This is a genomic window from Chryseobacterium sp. CP-77, from assembly GCF_036362765.1.
Classification (GTDB): Bacteria; Bacteroidota; Bacteroidia; order Flavobacteriales; family Weeksellaceae; genus Chryseobacterium; species Chryseobacterium cupriresistens.
Map to the genome: position 1 here is coordinate 2,878,636 of NZ_CP143637.1, position 20,762 is coordinate 2,899,397.

The following is a 20,762-nucleotide window of genomic DNA, read 5'->3' on the forward strand; positions in this document are numbered from 1 at the left end:
AGATAATGATAAAAAATGTCAGAAGAATTTGAAATCCGGAATAAAGTTGCAGAAAGCGGCCTTATCAATTTTGACCTTACCACTTTACTGCCAAAAGGGGAAAGAAAAGGTATTGACCTTAAAGATTTCCTTTTTCAGGAAATGATCCTTAAAGAAAAGGATTTCCGTGAAAAGGTAGATGCAATCGATACGGAACAATATAAAGATACTTATATATACATCTACAATTCTGTAGATACCATTATTCCTCTTTGGGCTTATTTTGTTTTAACCGCAAAACTTACAGATGTAGCTAAGAAAATAGTTTTTGGAAGCCGTGAAGACCTGGAAGTTATTTTAATGCATAATGCCATCCAGACTCATGATTTTGAGGAAATGAGAGGAAAGAGAGTCCTTGTAAAAGGATGTTCAGATAAAGAAATTCCTGAAAATGCTTATATTGAATTGGTAGAACAACTGAAACCAATAGTAAAATCCCTGATGTTCGGAGAAGCCTGTTCTAATGTTCCTATTGTAAAGAACTAATATGAACAAATCTTTATCAGCCGTATTTTTATTTATTATTTTTCTTGGTATCTATTATTGCGGGAGTTTTTCAAAAATTCCTTTTGCTGATTGTGTAGGATTTGTGCTGAGTGCAGAAAAAGGCATATGGGAAACAACTGCTACCGCAACCAGTCACTTTTTATATATTAATACTGTTATTTTCATTAAAAATCTCGCAGGCATCAACGCTATTGAAGCAAGCAGGTTTTTAGTAGTTTTTTCAGGAGCAGCCACAGTTTCTGTCATTTATCTTACGTTGAAAAGTATTTCAAAAACAGAATGGGCATCTATTACGGCTGCTTTTGTATTTGGCTTCAGTTTTACCTTTTGGAGAAACGCGGAAATCGTGGAAGTATATACTTATAATTCGCTTTGGGTAAGCCTTTTTTTCTTTTCGGTTATCAAAATTTTTACGGAAAACAAGAAAATCTACATCCTGTTAAGCAGTTTATTTCTAGGGGTAAGCTTATGGGTACATATTCAGAATATTCTCCTGATCCCTGCTTTACTGATCTTTTTATTTTATTTCAGAAATGAAAAAAAATATGCAGCAGCTTCATTATTGATATTTGTTGTGTTATTCGGTTCTTTATTCATCTTGAATATTTCCCAGGGACTTCCTTTCAAATCTCCTTATAGTTCTGATCAGGGAACTTGGGTAGAAGACTCCCTGAAAAAAGATATCATTCAATACATAAAGGATTTCTTTCAATCTTTCGTATATCTTATTTATAATTTCAATCTGTTTATATTTTTTGGTATCGCAGGTATCCTGTCTCTGTACAAAACCAACAGAAAAATGTTTTTTGTTTTTGCTGCGGGGGCCGTATGTGTATATGGGTTTTCAACGTTTTATGCGGTATCAGACAATTACGTTTTCTTTCTGCCTTTCAATATCATTTTTGCTTTGTCTATTGGCTACGGTCTTTCTTCTGTCAAATATACTAATCTTAGAAAATTTTCATGGGTCTGCCTATTGATTCCTGTAGGATATCTTCTACTGTATAAAGTCATTTTTTTAACAGAGGAAGGAAAAGAATTTCATTCATTTAAGGAGTATAAAGGCGGACTTTCTTACTATGTACTTCCATGGATGAATAACAACGTAGGTATTCTGGAGTTCACCATTGATAAAAAACAGGCACCGGAACCCATTGAATGGATGACCGCTAGTGCAACAGAATATATAAAGCTGTTAAAAAGCAAAGGCTATACTGAAGAGCAGATTAGAAAACTTTAACAATAATTGTGAGAGCCGGTTATTTTCTGAGGCATATTTTTTGATAACTTTGGTTTACTTAATACTTAATAAACACAAAAATGAGTTTAATTGACCTTCTTACAGGGAACACCGGCAATCAGGTTGCTGAACAGGCTGAAAACAAGTTCGGGATCAGCAAAAATCAGGTAATTGCCCTATTAGCCGTTGCTGCACCTCTTATCATTTCTTATCTTAGAAATAAATCTCAGGATACTAAAGAAGCGGAAGCTTTAAATAATGCTTTAGATAAAGACCATAACGGCAGTATTTTAAATGATGCTTCACAAATTGAGGCAAGACAGGCTGAAGGAGGATCGATCCTTGATCATATCTTTGGCGGACAAAAAAGTACTGTTGAAAACCAGTTATCACAGAACACAGGAATTTCAATAGACAAAATTGGTCCTATTCTTGCGATGCTGGCACCAGTAGTTATGGGTTATATCGGACAGCAGAAACAGCAGAGTAATGTAGGAGCAGGCGGCCTGGGAGATCTTTTAGGAGGAATTCTTGGAAATGCTTCCAATCAGGCTCAAGCCCAGCAGTCTAATCCTTTGAATGACATTCTTGGAAGTGTTTTAGGAGGTGGTGGACAATCTCAATCATCAGGAAATCCTCTGAACGATATACTGGGAAATGTATTGGGTGGCGGAGGAAACCAACAACAAGGCGGCGGACTAGGCAGCATCCTTGGCAATATTTTAGGTGGTAAATAATTAATTTAATTTTCATAAAAAAGACCGGAGATATGATCTTCGGTCTTTTTATTTTTGATTACTTTTTAGATTTCTCTTCAGAAGCTGCAAAAGATTTTGAGGCTTTTTTAGGTCTTCTTTTACCATAACTTCCGGAATTAATTTTTCCTCTTCTTGATTTTTTGTCTCCTTTTCCCATAGTATTATGTATTTGTTGTTCTACGAATTTAGAAAATACAATACTAAAATCCAATTAATGAAGCTGTTAAAGTTTTATAAATTAGGAATGGAAGAGGGAAGCTGGAAGTTATTATCAGGTTACTATTTTCACTTCTCAACCAGCAGATTACCTATCTTTTTCATTTTTGTTAACAAAGACTAGATTAAATATTTCAAGTTGCCAGTACTTCCCTCTTCCAGCACCCAGCCTTTTAAACTTTCACCGCCTTCCATTTTCCTTTTTTAAATAGGATAAAAGCAACAATGGTAATTAAAGTTTCTGCGGCTGGAATTGATATAAAAACACCTTTTGGTCCCATATCAAGATACTTTGATAAAAAATAAGCCAGCGGAATCTGAAACAGCCAGAAGCCAAAAAGGTTAACCCATGTAGGAGTCCATGTATCACCAGCTCCATTGAATGCGTTGATCATCACCATCCCGATTCCATAAAAAATAAATCCTATGCTCATAATCTGAAGCGCATTTTTAGCAAAATCTTTAATGGCAGTTTCCTGAGTAAAAAAGCCTACTAAAAAATTCCCCATAAAAAGAAAGATCAAACTTACGATCAACATAAAGATGACATTATATTTCACGGTTTTCATCACCGACTGTTCCGCTCTCAACATTTCATTCGCTCCCATATTCTGCCCCACCAATGTAGACGCAGCATTACTCAATCCCCAGGCTGGAAGCATAAAGAACATCATCAGTCTTAAAGCGGTCTGGTAACCTGCCGATGCATTCTCTCCTCCTGTAGTAGCTACCAGTTCTGCAAGAAAAATCCAGCTGCAAGAAGCAATGACAAACTGAAAAATACCGGGAGTTGCAATTTTTATAATAGATTTGATTAATCCGTAATTCGGTTTAAAATAAGGAAGTTTAATTCTTATCTGAGTATCAGCAATCAAAAGATGATACAGCTGGTAAATAACCCCAATACTACGCCCTATTGTTGTTGCCAAAGCAGCTCCCGTTAGTCCCAAAGCAGGAACAGGCCCCGATCCTTTTATCAGAATCGGACAGAGAATAATATTGGCAATATTGGCTATCCATAAGCTTTTCATCGCAATCATCGCGTTTCCGGCTCCTCTGAAAATACCATTAATTAAAAATAAAAGCATAATGATTGTACTGCTTCCCATCATAATCCGGGTAAAATCCTTCCCATAAGCTGCTGCCTCTGGTTTTGAGCCCATCAGGATTAGAATTTCTTCAGCATAAATTACTCCAAGTAAGCTTAAAACGAAAGTAATCCCAAAGGAAACGAGCAACACCTGTGCGGCACTTCTGGAAGCCTGTTCCGGATTTTTTTCACCAATCCGTCTTGCCACCAGCGCTGTGGCTGCCATACTCATTCCAATCGCAATAGAATACATTATGGAAAGTACAGATTCGGTAAGTCCTACCGTCTGGATAGCAAAACCGCTTTCTTTCAGATGGCCGACAAAATAGAGATCCACAAGCGCAAATACGGATTCCATAGCCATTTCCAGCATCATGGGAATGGCTAAAAGCAGGACAGCACTTCTGATATTCACTTTCGTAAAATCGGTTTCTTCACCGCTGAATGCTTTTTTCAAAAATTCAATATATCGTGTCATTTCACAATTAATAATTTATGTAATTCCAAAAATACAAATCCAATTATTAGAAAAACTTAGCAATTGGTAATAAAATTTAATTTAGATTTGTATATTCTTAAAAATTATCCTTATGAAAAAAATAATCTCTACTATCTTTCTATTTGGAATGTTACTGTCTGGCAGTATGTTATCTGCCCAGAAGATGACTCAGGAAAAGATGAAAGCCATTTATTCTGATGATATTGCAACATTTAAAAAACAGTTTGCTCCGGGAGATTACAACAAATGTTTCCTTGTGGGAGATATACTTTATTCACCCCTTGGCTTCAGTGTAATGTCTGACAGAAAGAATATTATCAACTTCCTTTTGGACAATAAGGCTAATGTGAATAAAAAATGTCAGAACAAAACACCTCTTGAAGTAGCTGATGAAACAAAAGGCAGTGAAGAAGTAAAGAGAATTCTGATCGCAAAAGGTGGTAATAGAATTTAAAAAAATCTAAAAACAATATATGAAACTTCCGAAAGGGAGTTTTTTTTATTTATAAAACCTGCAAAAATCTTATCTTTGCCAACGAAAAATTCAAGGTTCGGAATTGAACCTTAAACATTGAACTTTAAACAAATAATTATGTTTCGATCACACACCAACGGAGAGCTATCTCTGAAAAATCTGAATGAAGAAGTTACACTATCAGGATGGGTACAGACTATCCGTGATAAAGGATTTATGATTTGGGTAGATCTTCGAGATCGTTACGGAATTACCCAGCTGGTTTTTGACCAGGACCGCTCTTCTGCACAATTGATGGAAGAAGCTAAAAAACTGGGCCGTGAATTTGTGATTCAGGCTACCGGAAGAGTTATTGAAAGAGTAAGCAAAAACCCTAATATTCCAACAGGGGAAATTGAAATTCTGGTAGAAAAACTGACAATTCTGAACGATTCGCAGCTTCCACCTTTCACTATTGAAGATGAAACGGATGGTGGTGAGGAATTAAGAATGAAATACCGCTATCTGGATATCAGAAGAAATCCGGTAAAAGATAAACTGATCTTCCGTCACAAGATGGCACAGAAAGTAAGAAATTATTTATCTGACGAAGGTTTCATTGAAGTGGAAACTCCTGTTTTGATCAAATCTACTCCGGAAGGAGCAAGAGACTTCGTGGTACCAAGCAGAATGAATCCGGGACAGTTTTATGCATTGCCACAGTCTCCGCAGACTTTCAAACAGCTTTTGATGGTAGGTGGAATGGATAAATATTTCCAGATCGTGAAATGTTTCCGTGATGAGGATTTAAGAGCAGACAGACAGCCGGAATTTACACAGATCGACTGTGAAATGGCTTTTGTAGAGCAGGAAGACGTGATGAACGTATTCGAAGGAATGACCAAGACTCTTATAAAAGATATTACAGGGCAGGAATTCGAAGCTTTCCCAAGAATGACTTTCGCAGATGCGATGAGAAAATATGGAAATGACAAACCGGATATCCGTTTTGGAATGGAGTTCGTGGAACTGAATGAGCTGGTAAAAGGAAAAGATTTCAAAATATTTGATGATGCAGAATTAGTAGTAGGAATTAATGTAGAAGGATGTGCAGACTATACAAGAAAGCAGATTGATGAACTTGTGGATTGGGTAAAACGTCCTCAGATTGGTGCTTCAGGAATGGTTTGGGTAAAATTCCAGAATGACGGAGTGAAGACCTCATCGGTAAACAAATTCTACAACGAGGAAGATTTAGCAAAAATCATCGAAAAATTCGGGGCAAAAGAAGGAGACTTGATGTTGATTCTTTCCGGAAACGAAAATAAAGTAAGAGCTCAGCTTTCTGCATTGAGAATGGAACTTGGAAACCGTTTGGGACTAAGAAAAGGAAATGAGTTTGCACCACTTTGGGTTGTTGACTTCCCTCTGTTGGAATGGGACGAAGAAACTGAAAGATACCATGCAATGCACCACCCGTTCACCTCTCCGAAGCCAGAGGACATCCACTTACTGGAAACTGATCCTGGTAAAGCAAGAGCCAATGCTTATGATATGGTTCTGAACGGAAACGAAATCGGTGGAGGATCTATCAGAATTTTTGACAGAGATCTTCAGTCTAAAATGTTTGATTTATTAGGATTTACCAGGGAAGAAGCAGAAGCTCAGTTTGGATTCCTGATGAATGCATTTAAATATGGTGCACCGCCGCACGGAGGTTTAGCATTCGGATTTGACCGTCTGGTAGCTATTCTTGACGGAAATGAAGTGATCAGAGATTACATCGCTTTCCCTAAGAACAATTCAGGACGAGATGTAATGATCGACGCACCTGCTTCTATTGCAGATGCACAGCTCGACGAACTGGAATTACAATTGAACTTAAAAGCATAATGTAGAGCGGGGTATTTGCCCCGCTTTTTTTATATTCTCATACAGCCCCTTAAGTTCACCTTGAACTTCCTGATATTTTATACTGACAATACTATTTTGAAAAACAAATCTTAATCAATATTATTTAGAATCAAAAAACATTACAAATTTCAATATAATTTATCAATTTATTAACAAAACAAACTTTACACTAGTAAAATATGCATTTTTACGCACTATATCAAACATTCATGAAATAACCTGATTTACAATTTAATAGTAAAAATTAAATTAAAATAATTACATCAACGAAATAAATACATTTTTCAAATAAAAAAACTACAAATCAATCATTATATTATGTTATATGTAAATATGATTTTTATTAATATATTTACGTTACACAGCTGAATTATAATGAAGACTTAATCAAAACTTAGGAATTGATGTATTTTTATAATCTCATGCGTATGATAATAATATAGCTGTTCATATTGTAAACCAAACCAATATAAATAATATGAAAAGCAAACTATTACTCTTATCAGGATGCCTTGTTCTGGCACTGAATTCATGTAGGTCGGATATTGAAAATCCACAAACAGATTCAATAGACCTTACAACGACTAAACAGGACAATGCGAAGATTCACAAATTATTAATTGACGGAAAATACACGTATGTTAATGAAGTCAATGGTGAATATTTTTATGCAGATGATATAACAATCAGTACCGAACAGTTTACTAAATTAAAGAGCCTAGCCAATTCAGAAATATCCACAGCTGAAAAAAGCACTATCGTTAGTTCATTTATTAAAACCTGGCCTAATGCTACAGTCTATTACACATTACCCAGCCAGGGAACTATGAGCACTCAGAATTACAATACGTTCCTTACCAATATCAGCAAAGCGTTTGAATTGATCTCGTCTCAAACCAGTATGCAGTTTGTTCAACGTACCAATCAAACAGAATACATCACCTTTACTTATACAACTTCCAACAGTTCTCCACTCGGATGGCAACAAAACAGAGTTAACGGTATTAAGATTTATAATATCACGTATCCCGCCATTATCGCTCACGAAATCATGCATTCTATGGGAATTATGCATGAGCAGTGCCGTCCGGATAGAGATCAGTACATCATTGTAGATGTTAACAAAGCTGTAGAAGGAAGCCGCCATAACTTTAATATTTATAATGATTACGCAGGATATGGGGATTTTGATTTCGGTTCAGTCATGATGTATCAGTCTACAGACTTTGCTATAGACCCAAGCCAGCCTGTAATGACTAAGCTGGACGGATCCACTTTTACCAAGCAAAGGACAGGATTGTCTGCCGGTGATTATGCCGGAATCAATCATTTATATGGTCCTGTTAATGCCAGTTCTGCCATCAACGGTACTTATACGATGACAACAGCTTTAGCGAATAATAAAAATGTAGATATTACCGGAAGTTCCACTACAGATGGCACCAGTATAATTTTGTATTCAGCTTCTACAGGGAATAATCAAAGGTTTACTTTCAGTAAATCAGATCATGGGTATTATATCATCAAATCTATACTGGATCCTTCAAAGGTGTTAACCGTAAGAGGTAACGGAACAACGAATGGAACGGCTGTTGAGTTAAGAACCAATGTTAATGCCGATTCTCAAAAATGGCTATTATTCAATCTTGGAAACAATGGCTTTGGATTTGCTCCGAAGAATGCACCAGCATTGAGATTAGAGGTAAAAGACGGCTTAACAACCAATCTTACGCCCATTGTAATCGGCACTACAGATCAAACGGTTCAGCCTTCTATAAAGCAGCGCTTTACACTTACAAAAGTTAACTAAGTTTTTCCATACAATAAAGAGGTTAGAAAATATTTTCTAACCTCTTCTGTTTATAAGATCAATATATATTGCCTGGCATAAAACTATTTGCTGATTAATTTCAACATCTGCTCCCTTCCCGGCCCGGTCGAAAGATAAGCCACCGGAATTCCTAATTCTTCTTCCAAGAACGAAAGAAACTCGTTGACTTCTTCGGGTAATTCTGAAGGACTTTTCATTGCAGAAAAATCAGCATCCCAGCCATTCATCCATTTCAATACAGGTTTTCCGTTTTCAGGAAGTAAACCTGAAACATCCACTGTTTTTCCGTCTTCCAGTTCATAATGGGTACAGATTGCTACAGATTTTAATCCGCTCAAAACATCCGCTTTTGTCAGAACCAGCTGGGTAACTCCGTTGATCATTACCGCATATTTTAAAGCAGGCAAATCCAGCCATCCGGTTCTTCTGGGACGTCCTGTATTGGAACCAAATTCATTTCCTTTCATTCTGAGATCATCTCCAAATTCATCTAAAAGTTCCGTTGGAAATATACCATTTCCCACACGGGTACAATACGCTTTCGCTATCCCGTAAATTTCACCGATCTTTTTCGGTGAAACACCTAAACCGCTACTCGCTCCTGATGCTGTCGTTGAGGAAGACGTTACATAAGGATAAGTACCATGATCAATATCCAGCATTGCTGCCTGAGATCCTTCCGCCAATACTTTTTTTCCTTCAGATAAAGCTTTGTTAATATAAATTTCAGTTTCTGTACAATTGAATTTTTTAAGAAACTCCACCGCATCAAAAAACTCTTTACTGATTTCTTCTAAAGCAGGCAAAACAATCATTCCTCCTTCTTCCAGCATTCTGTAATCTCTATCCAGAATATGCTGTGCCCTGCTTTGAAAATCTGATGAAAATATATCTCCTGCTCTCAGGTTCTGTCTTAATATTTTGTTTGAATACGCCTGGGCAATCCCATTTTTTGTAGTCCCGATCGTAGTATACTCACGACTTTCTTCCATGAAAATATCCAGAAGCTTATGCGTTGGCATTACCAGGTGTGCTTTTTTGGAAATAATGATATTGTTTTCCGGCTGAATGGTTTTATCAAATACCTGAAGATTCAGGATTTCTTTTTTAAAACTTACAGGATCAATAACAGTTCCTGTACCGATCACATTCTGTACTCCTTTCATAAAGATTCCCGAAGGAATCATTTTAAGCGTTATTCTGCGCCCGTTTCTTTCAATGCTGTGTCCTGCATTAGATCCGCCATTAAAACGTGCTGTAATGTCGTAATTTTCACTAATCAGATCAATGAACTTTCCCTTTCCTTCATCTCCCCATTGTAATCCTAATACAATATCCATATTCGTATTTTAAATTTTATGAAGCAAAGCTATGGCAGTCAGCAGGAAAGACCATTGTCATTTGACAAAAAGAGATTTCTTGAGAAACTAGAAGCTAGATTTTAGAAGTTAGTAAACTCACAAACCCTCTTACTCTCCCACTCAAAATAATATCATCTATCAATTATCATTTATCAATAATAATTCTAGACAATATTTCTCCTGATCCTGCTCAGCGAAGATGGTGTAACACCAAGGTAAGAAGCCAGCATAGATTGAGGAACTCTGTTGGCAAGGCCGGGATAATGATTTAAAAAATGAATGTACCGTGATTTCGCATCCTGATTAAGCATGATACTGGCGACCTTCAGTTTATTCTCCACTACAAAAGCATGGATTCTTGCAAACAAAACGGGCCATACCGCAATTTTCTCTTCCAGAATTTTAAAATGTTCACGGTCAATGACCAGCAATACAGCATCGGTAATCGCTTCAATATCTTCATGCGCGGGCAGTTGATCTGTAAAGCCCTGAAAGTCTCCGATAAATCGCCCTTCGTAAATAAAATACCGTGTGAAATCATCACCTTGCTTGTTGTAATACAAAGACCGGAAAACCCCTTCCTTCACAAAGGCAATTCTCTGACTTACTTTCCCGGCTTCTATAAAAGGCTCTCCTTTTTTTACTGTCATTTCCTGAATTCCTTCAGCAATCAGCAGCTCGTCCTGAGGATTCAGTGTTCCGAATTTTTTGATATAAGTAAAAAGCTCTTCCATATTTTGATATCACCACGGATTGCGGAAATATAAAGATATAAAAGTCGGAGATAAAAACAATTGTCATTTGGCAACAAAGTCCATGAAAGGTACCACACGGGCTTCTGTCGGCATATTAATTGCTTGATTTTTAAAAACGTAAGACAATGAAAGCAATTTGGAACGGCGCAATTGGCTTCGGATTAGTCAACATTCCTGTCAAAATTTATTCCGCCACGGAAACCACAAAACTGGATCTCGATATGCTCGACAAATCTGATTTTTCAAATATCCGGTTCAAAAGAGTAAATGAAAATACAGGAAAAGAAGTAAAATGGGAAAATATTGTGAAAGGTTATCTCATGGACGACAAATATATCGTTCTTGATGAAGAAGATTACGAGGCTGCAAGCCCGGAAAAAACAAAAATCCTTTCTATTGACCAGTTTGTAAAGGAAGTAGAAGTAGACAGTATGTATTTTGAGACTCCTTATTATCTGGAACCTCAGAAAAATGGTGAAAATGCCTACAGACTTTTATTAAAAGCTCTTGAAAAAACATCCATGGTAGGAATAGGAACTTTCGTGCTCCGCGAAAGCGCCGCTATTGGGATGATCCGTCCTTACAATGACGACATACTGGTTCTTAACCGCCTGAGATTTGATCAGGAAATAAGAGACTATTCAGATTTAAAAATTCCTGCCCAAAAAGCTCCGAAACCTGCAGAGTTGAAGATGGCTGTCAGCCTGATTGAACAGCTTTCTCAGGAATTTGATCCCGCAATGTATAAAGATACCTATTCTGATGAGCTGATGAAGATCATCAAGCAGAAAGCAAAAGGCAAAAACGTAAAAGCCCAAAAAGCGCAGCCTGCAAAAGAAGGTAAAGTGATTGACCTTATGGCCCAATTAAAAGCCAGCCTGAATACCTCTAAATCCAAATCCGCATCGTAATGGCTCTCAAAGATTATCATAACAAAAGAAAGTTCAATGAAACCAGCGAACCTAAAGGAAAAACAAAGAAAAGCAAAGACAAACTGATTTTTGTGATTCAGAGGCATGCAGCCTCCAGACTTCATTATGACTTCCGGCTTGAAATGGAAGGTGTACTGAAGAGCTGGGCTGTTCCGAAAGGCCCGTCTTTAGACCCCAAAGACAAACGTCTTGCCATGATGGTAGAAGATCATCCTTACGATTATAAGGATTTTGAAGGAAACATTCCGGAAGGAAATTATGGAGCCGGACAAGTGGAAGTATGGGACAGCGGAACTTATGAACCTCTGGAAGAAAATTCTAAACTTTCTGATGAAAAAGAACTTCTGAAGGAACTCTATGCCGGTTCTTTAAAATTTATTTTGCATGGCAAAAAGCTGAAAGGTGAATTTGCTCTGGTTAAAATGAAAAATAATGATGACAACTCATGGTTGCTTATTAAACATAAGGACGAATTTGCAGAAAGTCCTTACGATGCTGAAGAAAACACTTCACCAAAATCTCTGGTTACCCAATTTTTAGAGGAAAAAAAAAACCTAAAAATAAAAGAAAAAAAGAAGTCGTAACTTCTCAAAAACCTTTCAGAAACTTCAATTCTTTAACGAATGAAAAAAAGCTCAAGTCTTTCATTAAACCTATGCTGGCTAAACTTTCAGAGGAACCGTTCAATGATAAAGACTGGATCTTTGAAATAAAATGGGATGGCTACAGAGCTATCGCAGATCTCAGCCATGATACTCCGCTTTTCTATTCCCGGAATGGAATTTCCTTTTTATCAAAATTCGACAAAATTGCTCAGGATTTCGGCCAACAAAAACACAGTATGATCCTGGATGGCGAAGTTGTGGTCTATAACGAACAGGGAAGGCCTGATTTTCAGCTTTTGCAACAAATCGGGGATAACCCTGGTGCCGCCCTTGCCTATCAGGTTTTTGATATTCTATGGCTCAATGGTCATTCTACAGAAGATCTGCCTTTAATTCAACGTAAAGAGCTTTTAAAAGAGGCTCTGACAGAAACCGAACGGATCAAGTATTGCGATCATATTCCTGAAAAGGGCATTGAGTTTTTTGCACAAATGAAAGAAATGCAGCTGGAGGGGATGATTGCAAAAAGGGCAGACAGCCTGTATGTTGAAAATCACAGAACCACCGATTGGCTTAAAATCAAATTTTCCAATACAGAAGAGGTCATTATTTGTGGTTTTACGGAACCCAGAGGATCCCGGGAAAGCTTCGGAGCGTTGATATTAGGAAAATTTATCGATGGGCAGCTTACTTACTGTGGTCATACAGGAACAGGTTTCAATACGGCTTCTTTAAAAGAAGTGTATGAGAGACTTCAGAAAATAATTGTAAAGTCATCTCCATTTGAAACAGCTCCCAAGACCAATATGCCGGTAACGTGGGTAAAACCTGAGCTGGTATGTGAAATCAAATATTCTGAAATTACCAAGGACGGAATCTTCAGACATCCGGTTTTTATCACAATCAGGGATGATAAAAGCCCGGAAGATATTAAAAATCCATCCTTCACCGAAAAATCTAAAGATATGAATACAAAAGCTTCACCAAAAAAGACAAAGGTTTCTGAGAAAGAAAAAGAGGTTACCTTAGACCAGCATTCTGTAAAGCTTACCAATCAGGATAAAGTCTATTTTCCTAAAGATGATATTACGAAAGGAGATGTTATTGAATACTATCAATCCGTAGCCCGGTATATTTTACCTTACTTAAAGAATCGTCCGCTTTCTCTGAACCGTTTTCCCAATGGAATTGAAGAGCAGGGTTTTTATCAGAAAGACGCAGGAGATTATGTTCCTGACTGGATAAAAACCACACAGGTATATTCTGAATCTAATGATAAATACATTGATTATATTTATTGTAATGACAAAGCAACATTAGCCTATCTGAATAATTTAGGCTGTATAGATCTCAATCCATGGAACAGTTCGTTACCTGATCTTGAGCATCCTGATTATCTGGTTTTAGACCTGGATCCTTCTTCAAAGAATACATTCGATGAGGTGATTGAAACGGCGCTTCAGGTGAATGAAGTTTTAAAATCAATTAAAATAAAAGGCTACTGCAAAACTTCAGGGAGTACGGGAATTCACATTTATATTCCGATGGGCGGTAAATATGATTTTGACCAGGTTAAAGATTTCGCTCATATCCTCATGAAGCAGGTGAATGAAAAACTGCCTAAGATTACTACTTTAGAAAGAAGTCTTCAAAAAAGGGATAATAAAAAAATTTATCTTGATTATCTGCAGAACAGAACAGGACAAACCCTGGCAAGCGCATACAGTCTCAGGCCGAAACCAGGAGCTTCAGTTTCCATGCCTCTGGAATGGGACGAATTGAAACCGGGAATGAAACCTACAGATTTTACTATTGACAATGCTCTTGACAGAATTAAAGAGAAAGGAGACTTGTTCAAACCGGTTTTGGGTAAAGGAATTGATATGATAAAGGCTTTGGAGCTGCTGCAGAATATTGATTAATTTCTTATTTTTGCCCGCAAAGCTTTTACCCATGGATGATTCAATCAAATTACAGTTATATTTCAATGAAAAGATAGAAAGAGAAAATCAGAAATTTTTCTTTCAGTATACATGGAAAAAGCACTTTGTTGAACTAAAAAAAGCAATCATATATGCTGTTCTATTCATGGCATTAGGATTTCTTCCTATAAAATCTTTGAATCTTGGTCCTGTTTCCATTATTTTTAAATATGGTAGTTTCTTATTTATAGGATATATTTTCCTTCTATTATATCAGTATTTCAATACTAAAAATAAAACCTTTAAATTAATCGAAGAACAAATTGATGATCTTAGAAAAAAACATGATGAAATAAGCTTTATAACACTTCATCAGGATAGTATTACTGTTAAAAATCCATTCAATACAATCAACTGCGTCTGGGATAAAACTCATTATAAAATAGTTGATCAATACCTTATTTTAAATATGGTTAATAAAAATATTAATTTCATTTTTACGGAAGCCGAGTTTAAGGAGAATGAATATAAAATTTTATTAGATTTTCTTCAGCAACATTCTACAAAAGAAAAATAAAAACTCCCACATTACAATAATGCGGGAGCTTCTTAAAAAAAATTAAATATAATTATTGATTGTAAATATGCACATCTCTTTGAGGAAAAGGAATTCCGATTCCTGCTTTATCAAGTGCTTCTTTACAACCGATGATTAGTTCTTCATTCATTGTCCAGAAGTTTTCAGTGGAAGTGCTTACTCTTACCGATACATTAACAGCACTATCTCCAAGCTCTGTTACTACTACCTGTGGCGCGGGCGTTTCAAGAGCATATTGATTATTTTTAATAACTTCCATTAAAATATCCTTGGTCTGCCTAAGATCCGCATCATAAGCAACTCCGATGTCCAATGATGTTCTTCTTGTTCCCAACTGGGTAAAATTGGTAATGCTATTATTTGATACTACTCCGTTGGGAATAACAATCAGTTGGTTCTGCGGTGTAACCAGTTTTGTATGAAAAATATCAATAGCCTGTACAGTTCCTGACACGCCTGAACTGGTAGAAATAAAATCTCCAATTTTAAAAGGTTTTAATAATAAAATTAAAATTCCACCTGCAAAATTTGTTAAGGATCCCTGTAACGCTAAACCTACTGCCAGACCTGCGGCACCAATCATGGCGACAAATGCAGAAGTCTGTACTCCAAGCTGCGTTACAACAACAATGAACAAAAGAATATTCAATCCCCAGTTGATAATATTTAAAAGAAAGTGCTGGAGTGAAGCTTCCATGTTTCGTTTTTTGAAAGCTTTTTCAACCAGCTTTTTGATCATTCTGATCATCCATGAGCCAATCAGGTAAATTAATAATGCAGAAATGATTGCAGTAAAAATCCTCGGTGCCCATGAAATTGCTGAAGAAATTAAGGTATCCCAGTGTTGTTGAATCTTGTTCAATTCTAAATCGTCCATTTTTATACTATGTGTTACTATTTATATCAATACAGCATTGATATCTTCTGCAGGATTTGAAAAAAAAATTCTACCCTTCCCTACCTGAGCGAAGGTGAATCATATTTATCCTTAAAATAGATTGACAACAGAAAAAGAATGTTTCAGCTTTATTCAATAATCATTCAGAAACTGAATCTTGCAGGAAGAAATAATTTTTGGGACATAGAATTACAAAAACGATACCGAAATGTCTGCTATTACAGAAAAATAATATTAATGAAAATTCCTTAAGGTAATTTCGCAACGAGACTTTCCGGTAAAAGCCTAAGAATATGATAAATCATTTTCCATTTAAAATTTGGAACAATGGTAAAAGAGTTACCTGCACCTACAATAAATTTCGCCACATAATCCGGCTCCATAATCAGAGATTGATTCAGTTCCAATCCTTCATTGATTTTTGTTCTGATATACCCGATAACCAAAGCATTCACAATGATTTTACGGGAAGCCAACTCCTGCCTCAGACCTGCCAGAAACTGCGTAAATGCAGCCTTTGTACTTCCGTAGACAAAATTGCTTTTTCTCCCTCTTACCCCTGACAAGGATGAAAGACCAATTATTCTTTCCAGGTTCGTATTGCTTTTATCCATTGCAATAATACTCAGAATAGACACCCCTCCCATATAATTGACCTCCATCATTTGCTTTGCTCCTTTGAAATCAGTGAGAGCTTTTTGGTTATCTACTAAAAATCCTGCGGCATAGACTACAATATGAGGCTTTACAGAAAGGTTGTAATAAAACTGATGATGAGAATCAAAATCAGCAGCATCAAAATACAAAACAGAAACTTTTGAGCGGTCAAGATTGTTTGAATCAATGAAATGATCCAAAGATGTTGTATTTCGGGAAGCAGCAATGACAGTGAATCCTTTTTCAACATATTGTATCATACATTGTTTCGCTACATCTGAATTAGCGCCCAGCATTAGAACGGTTTTGTTTGTGTTTTGATTCATAAGGCAAAGATAATTTTTTTATTAAATACTAATCCCGCTCATTGCTTTCCTAATTAGATATGAAAACCGCCAGACATATTAAAAATACGGGAAGCAAATACCGCTTATGAGATCAAAAGCTTATAAAAAAACTGCGGCGGGTGAACTTTGTTCACCCGCCGCAGCTTACTATTTTCAGACTGAATTATTTTTTTTCTTCAGTTGCTGTTTCTTTTTTGTCATCTGCCTTATCTGCAGATTTTGCTCCAAAGCGCGCTTCAGTCATTTCTCTTGAAACCGCCGCTTTTTCGAATTTCAGTTTTCCGGATAATGTTTCGATTACAAAACCATCATCCTGAACCTGAGCGATTCTTCCGTGAAGACCCGATGTAAGAACTACTCTTGTTCCTACTTTAAGGTTTTCCTGAAAGTTTTTTTCCTGCTTCTGTTTTCTCATCTGAGGTCTGATCATCAGGAAGTAAAACCCTACGAACATCACACCCATCATAATCAGCATCATTGATGAAGATCCTTGTGGCTGTGCCTGTAAAAATAATGTCAACATATTTTAAATATTATGGTTGAATGTTCGCAGTGAACGTTAATCTGATTGGCGATTTTTCCACGTTTGCAAAAACGTCAGCATACTTCTGAACATTTCCGTCGAAGCTTGAAGAATCAAAGTGCAAAGTAACTTTTCCTTTTTTACCCGGCATGATTGGCTCTTTTGTAAAATCAGGAGCTGTACATCCGCATCCAGGCTTCACTTCAGAAATAATTAATGGATTTTTCCCTGTATTGGTAATTTCATATACATGCTCCACTTTATCTCCTTTTTTGATTTTACCAAAATCAAAGCTGTTTTCAGATAAAGCTACAGAAGTAGATGGTTCGTTGGAAACCGGAGCTGCCGTTTCACCGGTTACAGCTGCTGCTGTAGAATCAGTGATTACCGGAGCCGCAACAGCTGCAGAATCAGTAGTTGCAGTTTCAGCACTTTGAGTTTCTTTGTTTTCTTTTTTACATGAAACTAACCCAAAGCCTATAATTGACAAGGCGATAATTGATAACGTCTTTTTCATTTTATATTCTATTTTGATCTTTACAATATTTATCTAAAATACCATTGATGAAGATATTGGAACGATCTGTAGCAAATACTTTTGCAATTTCAATATATTCATTAATGATCACTCTTGAAGGTGTGAAAGCAAAGTTATCAAGCTCTGCAATAGCTGTAGATAAAATTACTTTATCCATAAGAGAAACTCTTTCCAGATCCCAGTTTTCGAGTCTTTCTTCCAGCTTCTTTTCATTGTTTTCCCAGTTATTCAGGGTATCTCTCAACAATTTTGCAGCAAATGTTTTATCTTCTTCATCTTTAATCATTTTGATCAAAGTTCTGCTTTCTTCATCTTCTCTCAGGAAACCGATCGTTTTTTGTACCATTGAATTGGCGATATGGATATCATCATACCATGAAAGTTCCTTATCACCTAAATAATCATGAAAATCTTCATTCTCAGCAATATATCTTAAGAATAATTTCCCAATAAATTTCTGATCTTCCTCAAAAGAATATCCTTCTTCTTTCATGAAATCCTGATAACGTTTTCCAGCAGTAATTCTCTGGAAAGTTTTTACCAACAAGTCATCATGCATATCCCACTTCAATTGCTTGTGCTGACCTGTAAAAAATAATCTTTCAGGATTTTCTTCCAGCTTACGCAATACCTGGTTGTTGATGAATTTTTGGTTAGGATTAATATCAGCATCAGTTTTAAGAAATTTATTCTTACCAATTTCGATCTGATTCTCTGCCAAATCTTTCAGACCCACCAAAAAGTTGAGCTGATAGATGTATAGATAATAGATTTTCTCTATCCCGGCAAACATGTTTTTCTCTAAAACATCAAATTTTACAGGATTTTGGTAGTAAGAATACACGGTCTGTACTACTTTTTCACGGATTTGTCGTCTTCCTAACATTCAAAGAGCTTTTTTATGGCTGCAAAGATACAAAATTTAAAATTGATGAAATTCGTAGTGTGATGACATTTTTGTAATTTTGTCAAACTATATGAAAGCGCTAAAAACCTTAAACCCTTATTTTTGGAAACACAAAATACTATTGTTTTGGGGGGTACTCTTTATCATCGCCAGTAATTTCTTTAATATATATAAGGTTCAGTTTGTAGGAAAATCTGTTGATGAGCTTACAAAAAATGGGAATCTCGGCTTCAACCAGCAGGTTCTAATCTATGTTGGAATTATTGTAGGATGTTCTCTTTTAACCGGATTCTTCACTTTTATGATGAGACAGACTATTATTGTTGCGTCAAGAAGAATAGAATATGAGCTTAAAAATAAAATTTACAGACATTACCAGGATTTATCTTTAACGGATTATAAACAGACGACTATCGGAGACTTAATGAACAGATTGAGCGAAGATGTTGTTGCAGTAAGGATGTACCTTGGTCCCGGGGTGATGTATGTAGCCAATCTGATTGTCCTAGTATTGATAACCGCGATCTACATGGTAAAAACAGATGCTTCCATGACGATGTGGACTTTACTTCCTCTTCCTCTTTTATCGTATGCTATTTATAAGGTAAGCTCAATTATCAATAAAAAGTCAAAGATCATGCAGAAAAGCCAGTCTGCGATTTCAACTTTTGTACAGGACAGCTTTTCCGGAATCCGTGTGGTAAAATTTTTCGCCAGAGAAAAATATATCGAAAAAAACTATGGCATCAAAGTTACTGATTATCAAAACAAAGCCTTGGATCTGGCCAAGACAGAAGCGTATTTCTTCACCATTATTCTTTTCGTTATCGGTTTATTAAACGTGGCCATCATCTGGATTGGGGGTGCCAAATATATTGCCGGAGAATTAAGTATCGGTAAGATTGCTGATTTCTTCATGTATATCAACACCCTGATTTTCCCATTCTCTATGGTAGGATGGGTAACTTCTGTGAATCAGAGAGCTGAAGCGTCTATGCAGAGGATCAATGAATTCATGGATAAAAAATCCGAGATCATTAATACTCATTTTGAAAACTATCCTATCAAAGGAGATATTGAATTCAGAAATGTTTCTTATGTATATCCAAATACGGGAATCAAGGCACTGGATAATTTAAGCTTTAAAGTAAAAGCCGGGGAATCTTTAGCTATTATGGGTAAAACCGGAAGTGGAAAGTCAACAATTGCCTTGCTGTTATGCCGATTAATAGATCCTACAGAAGGGGAAATTTTAATTGATGACAAAAACCTAAAGGATCATAATCTGGAGAACTACAGGAACTCTATCGGGTATATTCCTCAGGAAAGTTACTTATTCTCTGATTCTATTGAAAATAATATCGGTTTTGCCATTGATCATCCTTCTCACGAGAAAGTAGTAGAATACTCAAAAATTGCAGATGTTCATAAAAATATTGTAGAGTTTAAAGATCAATATAAAACACTTGTTGGTGAACGCGGAGTAATGCTTTCGGGGGGACAAAAGCAGAGAATTTGTATCGCAAGAGCCTTAATTAAGGACCCCAATATTATCATTTTTGACGATTCTTTGTCTGCTTTAGACACAGAAACTGAGCAGAATATTCTGGAAAATATTGATAGAAAAATCAGTAATGCCACTTCCATAATTATCACACACAGAGAGTCTAGCGCTCAAAAAGCCCATCAAATTATCAACCTTACTGAAATTGCCAATTCTGTAACCGCTTAGCCATTTCGTTCTCAATTGTTAAATAAATCATAAAAAAAATTTTGTGATTAAAAGAATTCTTTTATATTTGTTCTTAACAAGATTAAAAAATATCTAACAATGAGTGAATACAAGGAACGCCATGAAAATGAGATTTTCACGAAGGTGTTAAAAGCAGGAAGAAGAACTTATTTCTTTGATGTGCGCGAGACGAAAGCAGGAGATTATTATCTTACAATCACTGAGAGTAAGAAGAATTTCGGAGAGAATGGGGAAGCTACATTCGAGAAGCATAAAATTTACCTTTACAAGGAAGATTTTAAAAGTTTCCAGGAGATGTTTAATGAGTCCACAGATTTCATCATTAATGAAAAGGGTGAGGATGTAATTTCAGAAAAACATGACAAAGACTTCAAAAGCAGATCTTTTACAATTGATTCTGACGACGAAGTTTAAAAAA

21 protein-coding genes are annotated in these 20,762 nt (G+C 36.2%); 12 read left to right on the forward strand and 9 right to left on the reverse strand.

The genetic code is table 11. The features are described from left to right. The first annotated feature begins 15 nt into the window (after window positions 1-15). The 3 genes from V0410_RS12790 (at window position 16) to V0410_RS12800 (ending at window position 2,523) form a co-directional block, all read left to right on the forward strand. The gene (locus V0410_RS12790) at window positions 16-525 is read left to right on the forward strand and encodes a DUF2480 family protein (protein ID WP_110008267.1); all 510 of its coding nucleotides are present in this window, start codon (window positions 16-18) and stop codon (window positions 523-525) included. A 1-nt stretch (window position 526) separates the two neighbouring features. Further along, a complete protein-coding gene (locus V0410_RS12795) occupies window positions 527-1,786 on the forward strand; it encodes a protein O-mannosyl-transferase family (protein WP_330743820.1) in 1,260 nt (419 codons plus the stop codon). Between the two features lie 80 nt (window positions 1,787-1,866). Continuing rightward, window positions 1,867-2,523: a DUF937 domain-containing protein gene (locus tag V0410_RS12800; protein WP_330743822.1), complete on the forward strand. Its 657-nt coding sequence runs from the start codon at window positions 1,867-1,869 to the stop codon at window positions 2,521-2,523. Window positions 2,524-2,581: 58 nt separating this feature from the next. On the opposite strand, the gene V0410_RS12805 is transcribed toward V0410_RS12800, so the two are convergent. Then, window positions 2,582-2,701: a 30S ribosomal protein THX gene (locus V0410_RS12805; RefSeq protein WP_065119703.1), complete on the reverse strand. Its 120-nt coding sequence runs from the start codon at window positions 2,699-2,701 to the stop codon at window positions 2,582-2,584. A 232-nt stretch (window positions 2,702-2,933) separates the two neighbouring features. Further along, entirely contained in the window at window positions 2,934-4,328 is a 1,395-nt protein-coding gene (locus tag V0410_RS12810) for an MATE family efflux transporter (protein ID WP_330743827.1), read from the reverse strand. 112 nt (window positions 4,329-4,440) lie between these two features. On the opposite strand from V0410_RS12810, the gene V0410_RS12815 reads away from it, so the two are divergent. From V0410_RS12815 to V0410_RS12825, 3 genes are all read left to right on the forward strand, one after another. Then, window positions 4,441-4,803: an ankyrin repeat domain-containing protein gene (locus tag V0410_RS12815; protein WP_137905203.1), complete on the forward strand. Its 363-nt coding sequence runs from the start codon at window positions 4,441-4,443 to the stop codon at window positions 4,801-4,803. A gap of 138 nt (window positions 4,804-4,941) precedes the next feature. After that, window positions 4,942-6,696, forward strand: coding sequence for an aspartate--tRNA ligase (aspS, locus tag V0410_RS12820; protein WP_330743830.1), 1,755 nt, complete (start codon window positions 4,942-4,944; stop codon window positions 6,694-6,696). Between the two features lie 499 nt (window positions 6,697-7,195). Next, window positions 7,196-8,527 carry a M12 family metallopeptidase gene (locus tag V0410_RS12825; protein ID WP_330743832.1) on the forward strand — a complete coding sequence of 444 codons (1,332 nt, stop codon included), beginning with the start codon at window positions 7,196-7,198 and terminating at the stop codon, window positions 8,525-8,527. An 83-nt stretch (window positions 8,528-8,610) separates the two neighbouring features. Here V0410_RS12825 and V0410_RS12830 read toward each other — a convergent pair whose 3' ends face one another. Next, on the reverse strand, window positions 8,611-9,888 hold the full coding sequence (locus V0410_RS12830) for an adenylosuccinate synthase (RefSeq protein ID WP_330743834.1): 1,278 nt from the start codon (window positions 9,886-9,888) through the stop codon (window positions 8,611-8,613). A 185-nt stretch (window positions 9,889-10,073) separates the two neighbouring features. Continuing rightward, window positions 10,074-10,643 (reverse strand): Crp/Fnr family transcriptional regulator, encoded by a 570-nt coding sequence (locus V0410_RS12835; RefSeq protein WP_227944166.1) that lies wholly within the window; start codon window positions 10,641-10,643, stop codon window positions 10,074-10,076. A 146-nt stretch (window positions 10,644-10,789) separates the two neighbouring features. Between V0410_RS12835 and ku the strand changes: the two genes are divergently transcribed. The 4 genes from ku to V0410_RS12855 all read left to right on the forward strand — a co-directional run bounded on the left by ku (window position 10,790) and on the right by V0410_RS12855 (window position 14,700). Further along, window positions 10,790-11,575, forward strand: a complete 786-nt coding sequence (gene ku / locus V0410_RS12840; protein WP_110008276.1) for a non-homologous end joining protein Ku — start codon at window positions 10,790-10,792, stop codon at window positions 11,573-11,575. Next, on the forward strand, window positions 11,575-12,180 hold the full coding sequence (locus V0410_RS12845; RefSeq protein WP_330743838.1) for a DNA polymerase ligase N-terminal domain-containing protein: 606 nt from the start codon (window positions 11,575-11,577) through the stop codon (window positions 12,178-12,180). Before ku ends, V0410_RS12845 begins: the two co-directional genes overlap by 1 nt. Window positions 12,181-12,251: 71 nt before the next feature. Then, entirely contained in the window at window positions 12,252-14,123 is a 1,872-nt protein-coding gene (ligD, locus tag V0410_RS12850) for a DNA ligase D (RefSeq protein WP_330743839.1), read from the forward strand. 31 nt (window positions 14,124-14,154) lie between these two features. After that, on the forward strand, window positions 14,155-14,700 hold the full coding sequence (locus V0410_RS12855) for a hypothetical protein (protein ID WP_330743840.1): 546 nt from the start codon (window positions 14,155-14,157) through the stop codon (window positions 14,698-14,700). Between the two features lie 52 nt (window positions 14,701-14,752). Here V0410_RS12855 and V0410_RS12860 read toward each other — a convergent pair whose 3' ends face one another. The 5 genes from V0410_RS12860 to V0410_RS12880 form a co-directional block, all read right to left on the reverse strand. Continuing rightward, window positions 14,753-15,598: a mechanosensitive ion channel family protein gene (locus tag V0410_RS12860; RefSeq protein WP_202841532.1), complete on the reverse strand. Its 846-nt coding sequence runs from the start codon at window positions 15,596-15,598 to the stop codon at window positions 14,753-14,755. A 269-nt stretch (window positions 15,599-15,867) separates the two neighbouring features. Continuing rightward, window positions 15,868-16,602, reverse strand: coding sequence for an SDR family NAD(P)-dependent oxidoreductase (locus V0410_RS12865; protein WP_330743843.1), 735 nt, complete (start codon window positions 16,600-16,602; stop codon window positions 15,868-15,870). Between the two features lie 184 nt (window positions 16,603-16,786). Beyond that, window positions 16,787-17,146, reverse strand: a complete 360-nt coding sequence (gene yajC / locus V0410_RS12870; RefSeq protein ID WP_002976292.1) for a preprotein translocase subunit YajC — start codon at window positions 17,144-17,146, stop codon at window positions 16,787-16,789. A 10-nt stretch (window positions 17,147-17,156) separates the two neighbouring features. Further along, on the reverse strand, window positions 17,157-17,663 hold the full coding sequence (locus tag V0410_RS12875) for a DUF1573 domain-containing protein (protein ID WP_330743847.1): 507 nt from the start codon (window positions 17,661-17,663) through the stop codon (window positions 17,157-17,159). 1 nt (window position 17,664) lies between these two features. Next, window positions 17,665-18,570, reverse strand: coding sequence for a transcription antitermination protein NusB (locus tag V0410_RS12880; protein ID WP_110008282.1), 906 nt, complete (start codon window positions 18,568-18,570; stop codon window positions 17,665-17,667). 91 nt (window positions 18,571-18,661) lie between these two features. Between V0410_RS12880 and V0410_RS12885 the strand changes: the two genes are divergently transcribed. Together V0410_RS12885 and V0410_RS12890 are read left to right on the forward strand one after the other, a co-directional pair. Beyond that, complete coding sequence (locus V0410_RS12885; RefSeq protein ID WP_330743849.1) at window positions 18,662-20,323, forward strand: ABC transporter ATP-binding protein; 1,662 nt, start codon at window positions 18,662-18,664, stop codon at window positions 20,321-20,323. 99 nt (window positions 20,324-20,422) lie between these two features. Then, window positions 20,423-20,758 (forward strand): DUF3276 family protein, encoded by a 336-nt coding sequence (locus tag V0410_RS12890; RefSeq protein ID WP_027375472.1) that lies wholly within the window; start codon window positions 20,423-20,425, stop codon window positions 20,756-20,758. Window positions 20,759-20,762: the final 4 nt, after the last annotated feature.

What these genes read in the sequence shown, in the direction of transcription:
- V0410_RS12790 (WP_110008267.1), top strand. Translation starts at nt 16, where the DNA reads ATGTCAGAAGAATTTGAAATCCGGAATAAAGTTGCAGAAAGCGGCCTT.
- V0410_RS12795 (WP_330743820.1), top strand. Translation starts at nt 527, where the DNA reads ATGAACAAATCTTTATCAGCCGTATTTTTATTTATTATTTTTCTTGGT.
- V0410_RS12800 (WP_330743822.1), top strand. Translation starts at nt 1,867, where the DNA reads ATGAGTTTAATTGACCTTCTTACAGGGAACACCGGCAATCAGGTTGCT.
- V0410_RS12805 (WP_065119703.1), bottom strand. Translation starts at nt 2,701, where the DNA reads ATGGGAAAAGGAGACAAAAAATCAAGAAGAGGAAAAATTAATTCCGGA.
- V0410_RS12810 (WP_330743827.1), bottom strand. Translation starts at nt 4,328, where the DNA reads ATGACACGATATATTGAATTTTTGAAAAAAGCATTCAGCGGTGAAGAA.
- V0410_RS12815 (WP_137905203.1), top strand. Translation starts at nt 4,441, where the DNA reads ATGAAAAAAATAATCTCTACTATCTTTCTATTTGGAATGTTACTGTCT.
- aspS (WP_330743830.1), top strand. Translation starts at nt 4,942, where the DNA reads ATGTTTCGATCACACACCAACGGAGAGCTATCTCTGAAAAATCTGAAT.
- V0410_RS12825 (WP_330743832.1), top strand. Translation starts at nt 7,196, where the DNA reads ATGAAAAGCAAACTATTACTCTTATCAGGATGCCTTGTTCTGGCACTG.
- V0410_RS12830 (WP_330743834.1), bottom strand. Translation starts at nt 9,888, where the DNA reads ATGGATATTGTATTAGGATTACAATGGGGAGATGAAGGAAAGGGAAAG.
- V0410_RS12835 (WP_227944166.1), bottom strand. Translation starts at nt 10,643, where the DNA reads ATGGAAGAGCTTTTTACTTATATCAAAAAATTCGGAACACTGAATCCT.
- ku (WP_110008276.1), top strand. Translation starts at nt 10,790, where the DNA reads ATGAAAGCAATTTGGAACGGCGCAATTGGCTTCGGATTAGTCAACATT.
- V0410_RS12845 (WP_330743838.1), top strand. Translation starts at nt 11,575, where the DNA reads ATGGCTCTCAAAGATTATCATAACAAAAGAAAGTTCAATGAAACCAGC.
- ligD (WP_330743839.1), top strand. Translation starts at nt 12,252, where the DNA reads ATGCTGGCTAAACTTTCAGAGGAACCGTTCAATGATAAAGACTGGATC.
- V0410_RS12855 (WP_330743840.1), top strand. Translation starts at nt 14,155, where the DNA reads ATGGATGATTCAATCAAATTACAGTTATATTTCAATGAAAAGATAGAA.
- V0410_RS12860 (WP_202841532.1), bottom strand. Translation starts at nt 15,598, where the DNA reads ATGGACGATTTAGAATTGAACAAGATTCAACAACACTGGGATACCTTA.
- V0410_RS12865 (WP_330743843.1), bottom strand. Translation starts at nt 16,602, where the DNA reads ATGAATCAAAACACAAACAAAACCGTTCTAATGCTGGGCGCTAATTCA.
- yajC (WP_002976292.1), bottom strand. Translation starts at nt 17,146, where the DNA reads ATGTTGACATTATTTTTACAGGCACAGCCACAAGGATCTTCATCAATG.
- V0410_RS12875 (WP_330743847.1), bottom strand. Translation starts at nt 17,663, where the DNA reads ATGAAAAAGACGTTATCAATTATCGCCTTGTCAATTATAGGCTTTGGG.
- V0410_RS12880 (WP_110008282.1), bottom strand. Translation starts at nt 18,570, where the DNA reads ATGTTAGGAAGACGACAAATCCGTGAAAAAGTAGTACAGACCGTGTAT.
- V0410_RS12885 (WP_330743849.1), top strand. Translation starts at nt 18,662, where the DNA reads ATGAAAGCGCTAAAAACCTTAAACCCTTATTTTTGGAAACACAAAATA.
- V0410_RS12890 (WP_027375472.1), top strand. Translation starts at nt 20,423, where the DNA reads ATGAGTGAATACAAGGAACGCCATGAAAATGAGATTTTCACGAAGGTG.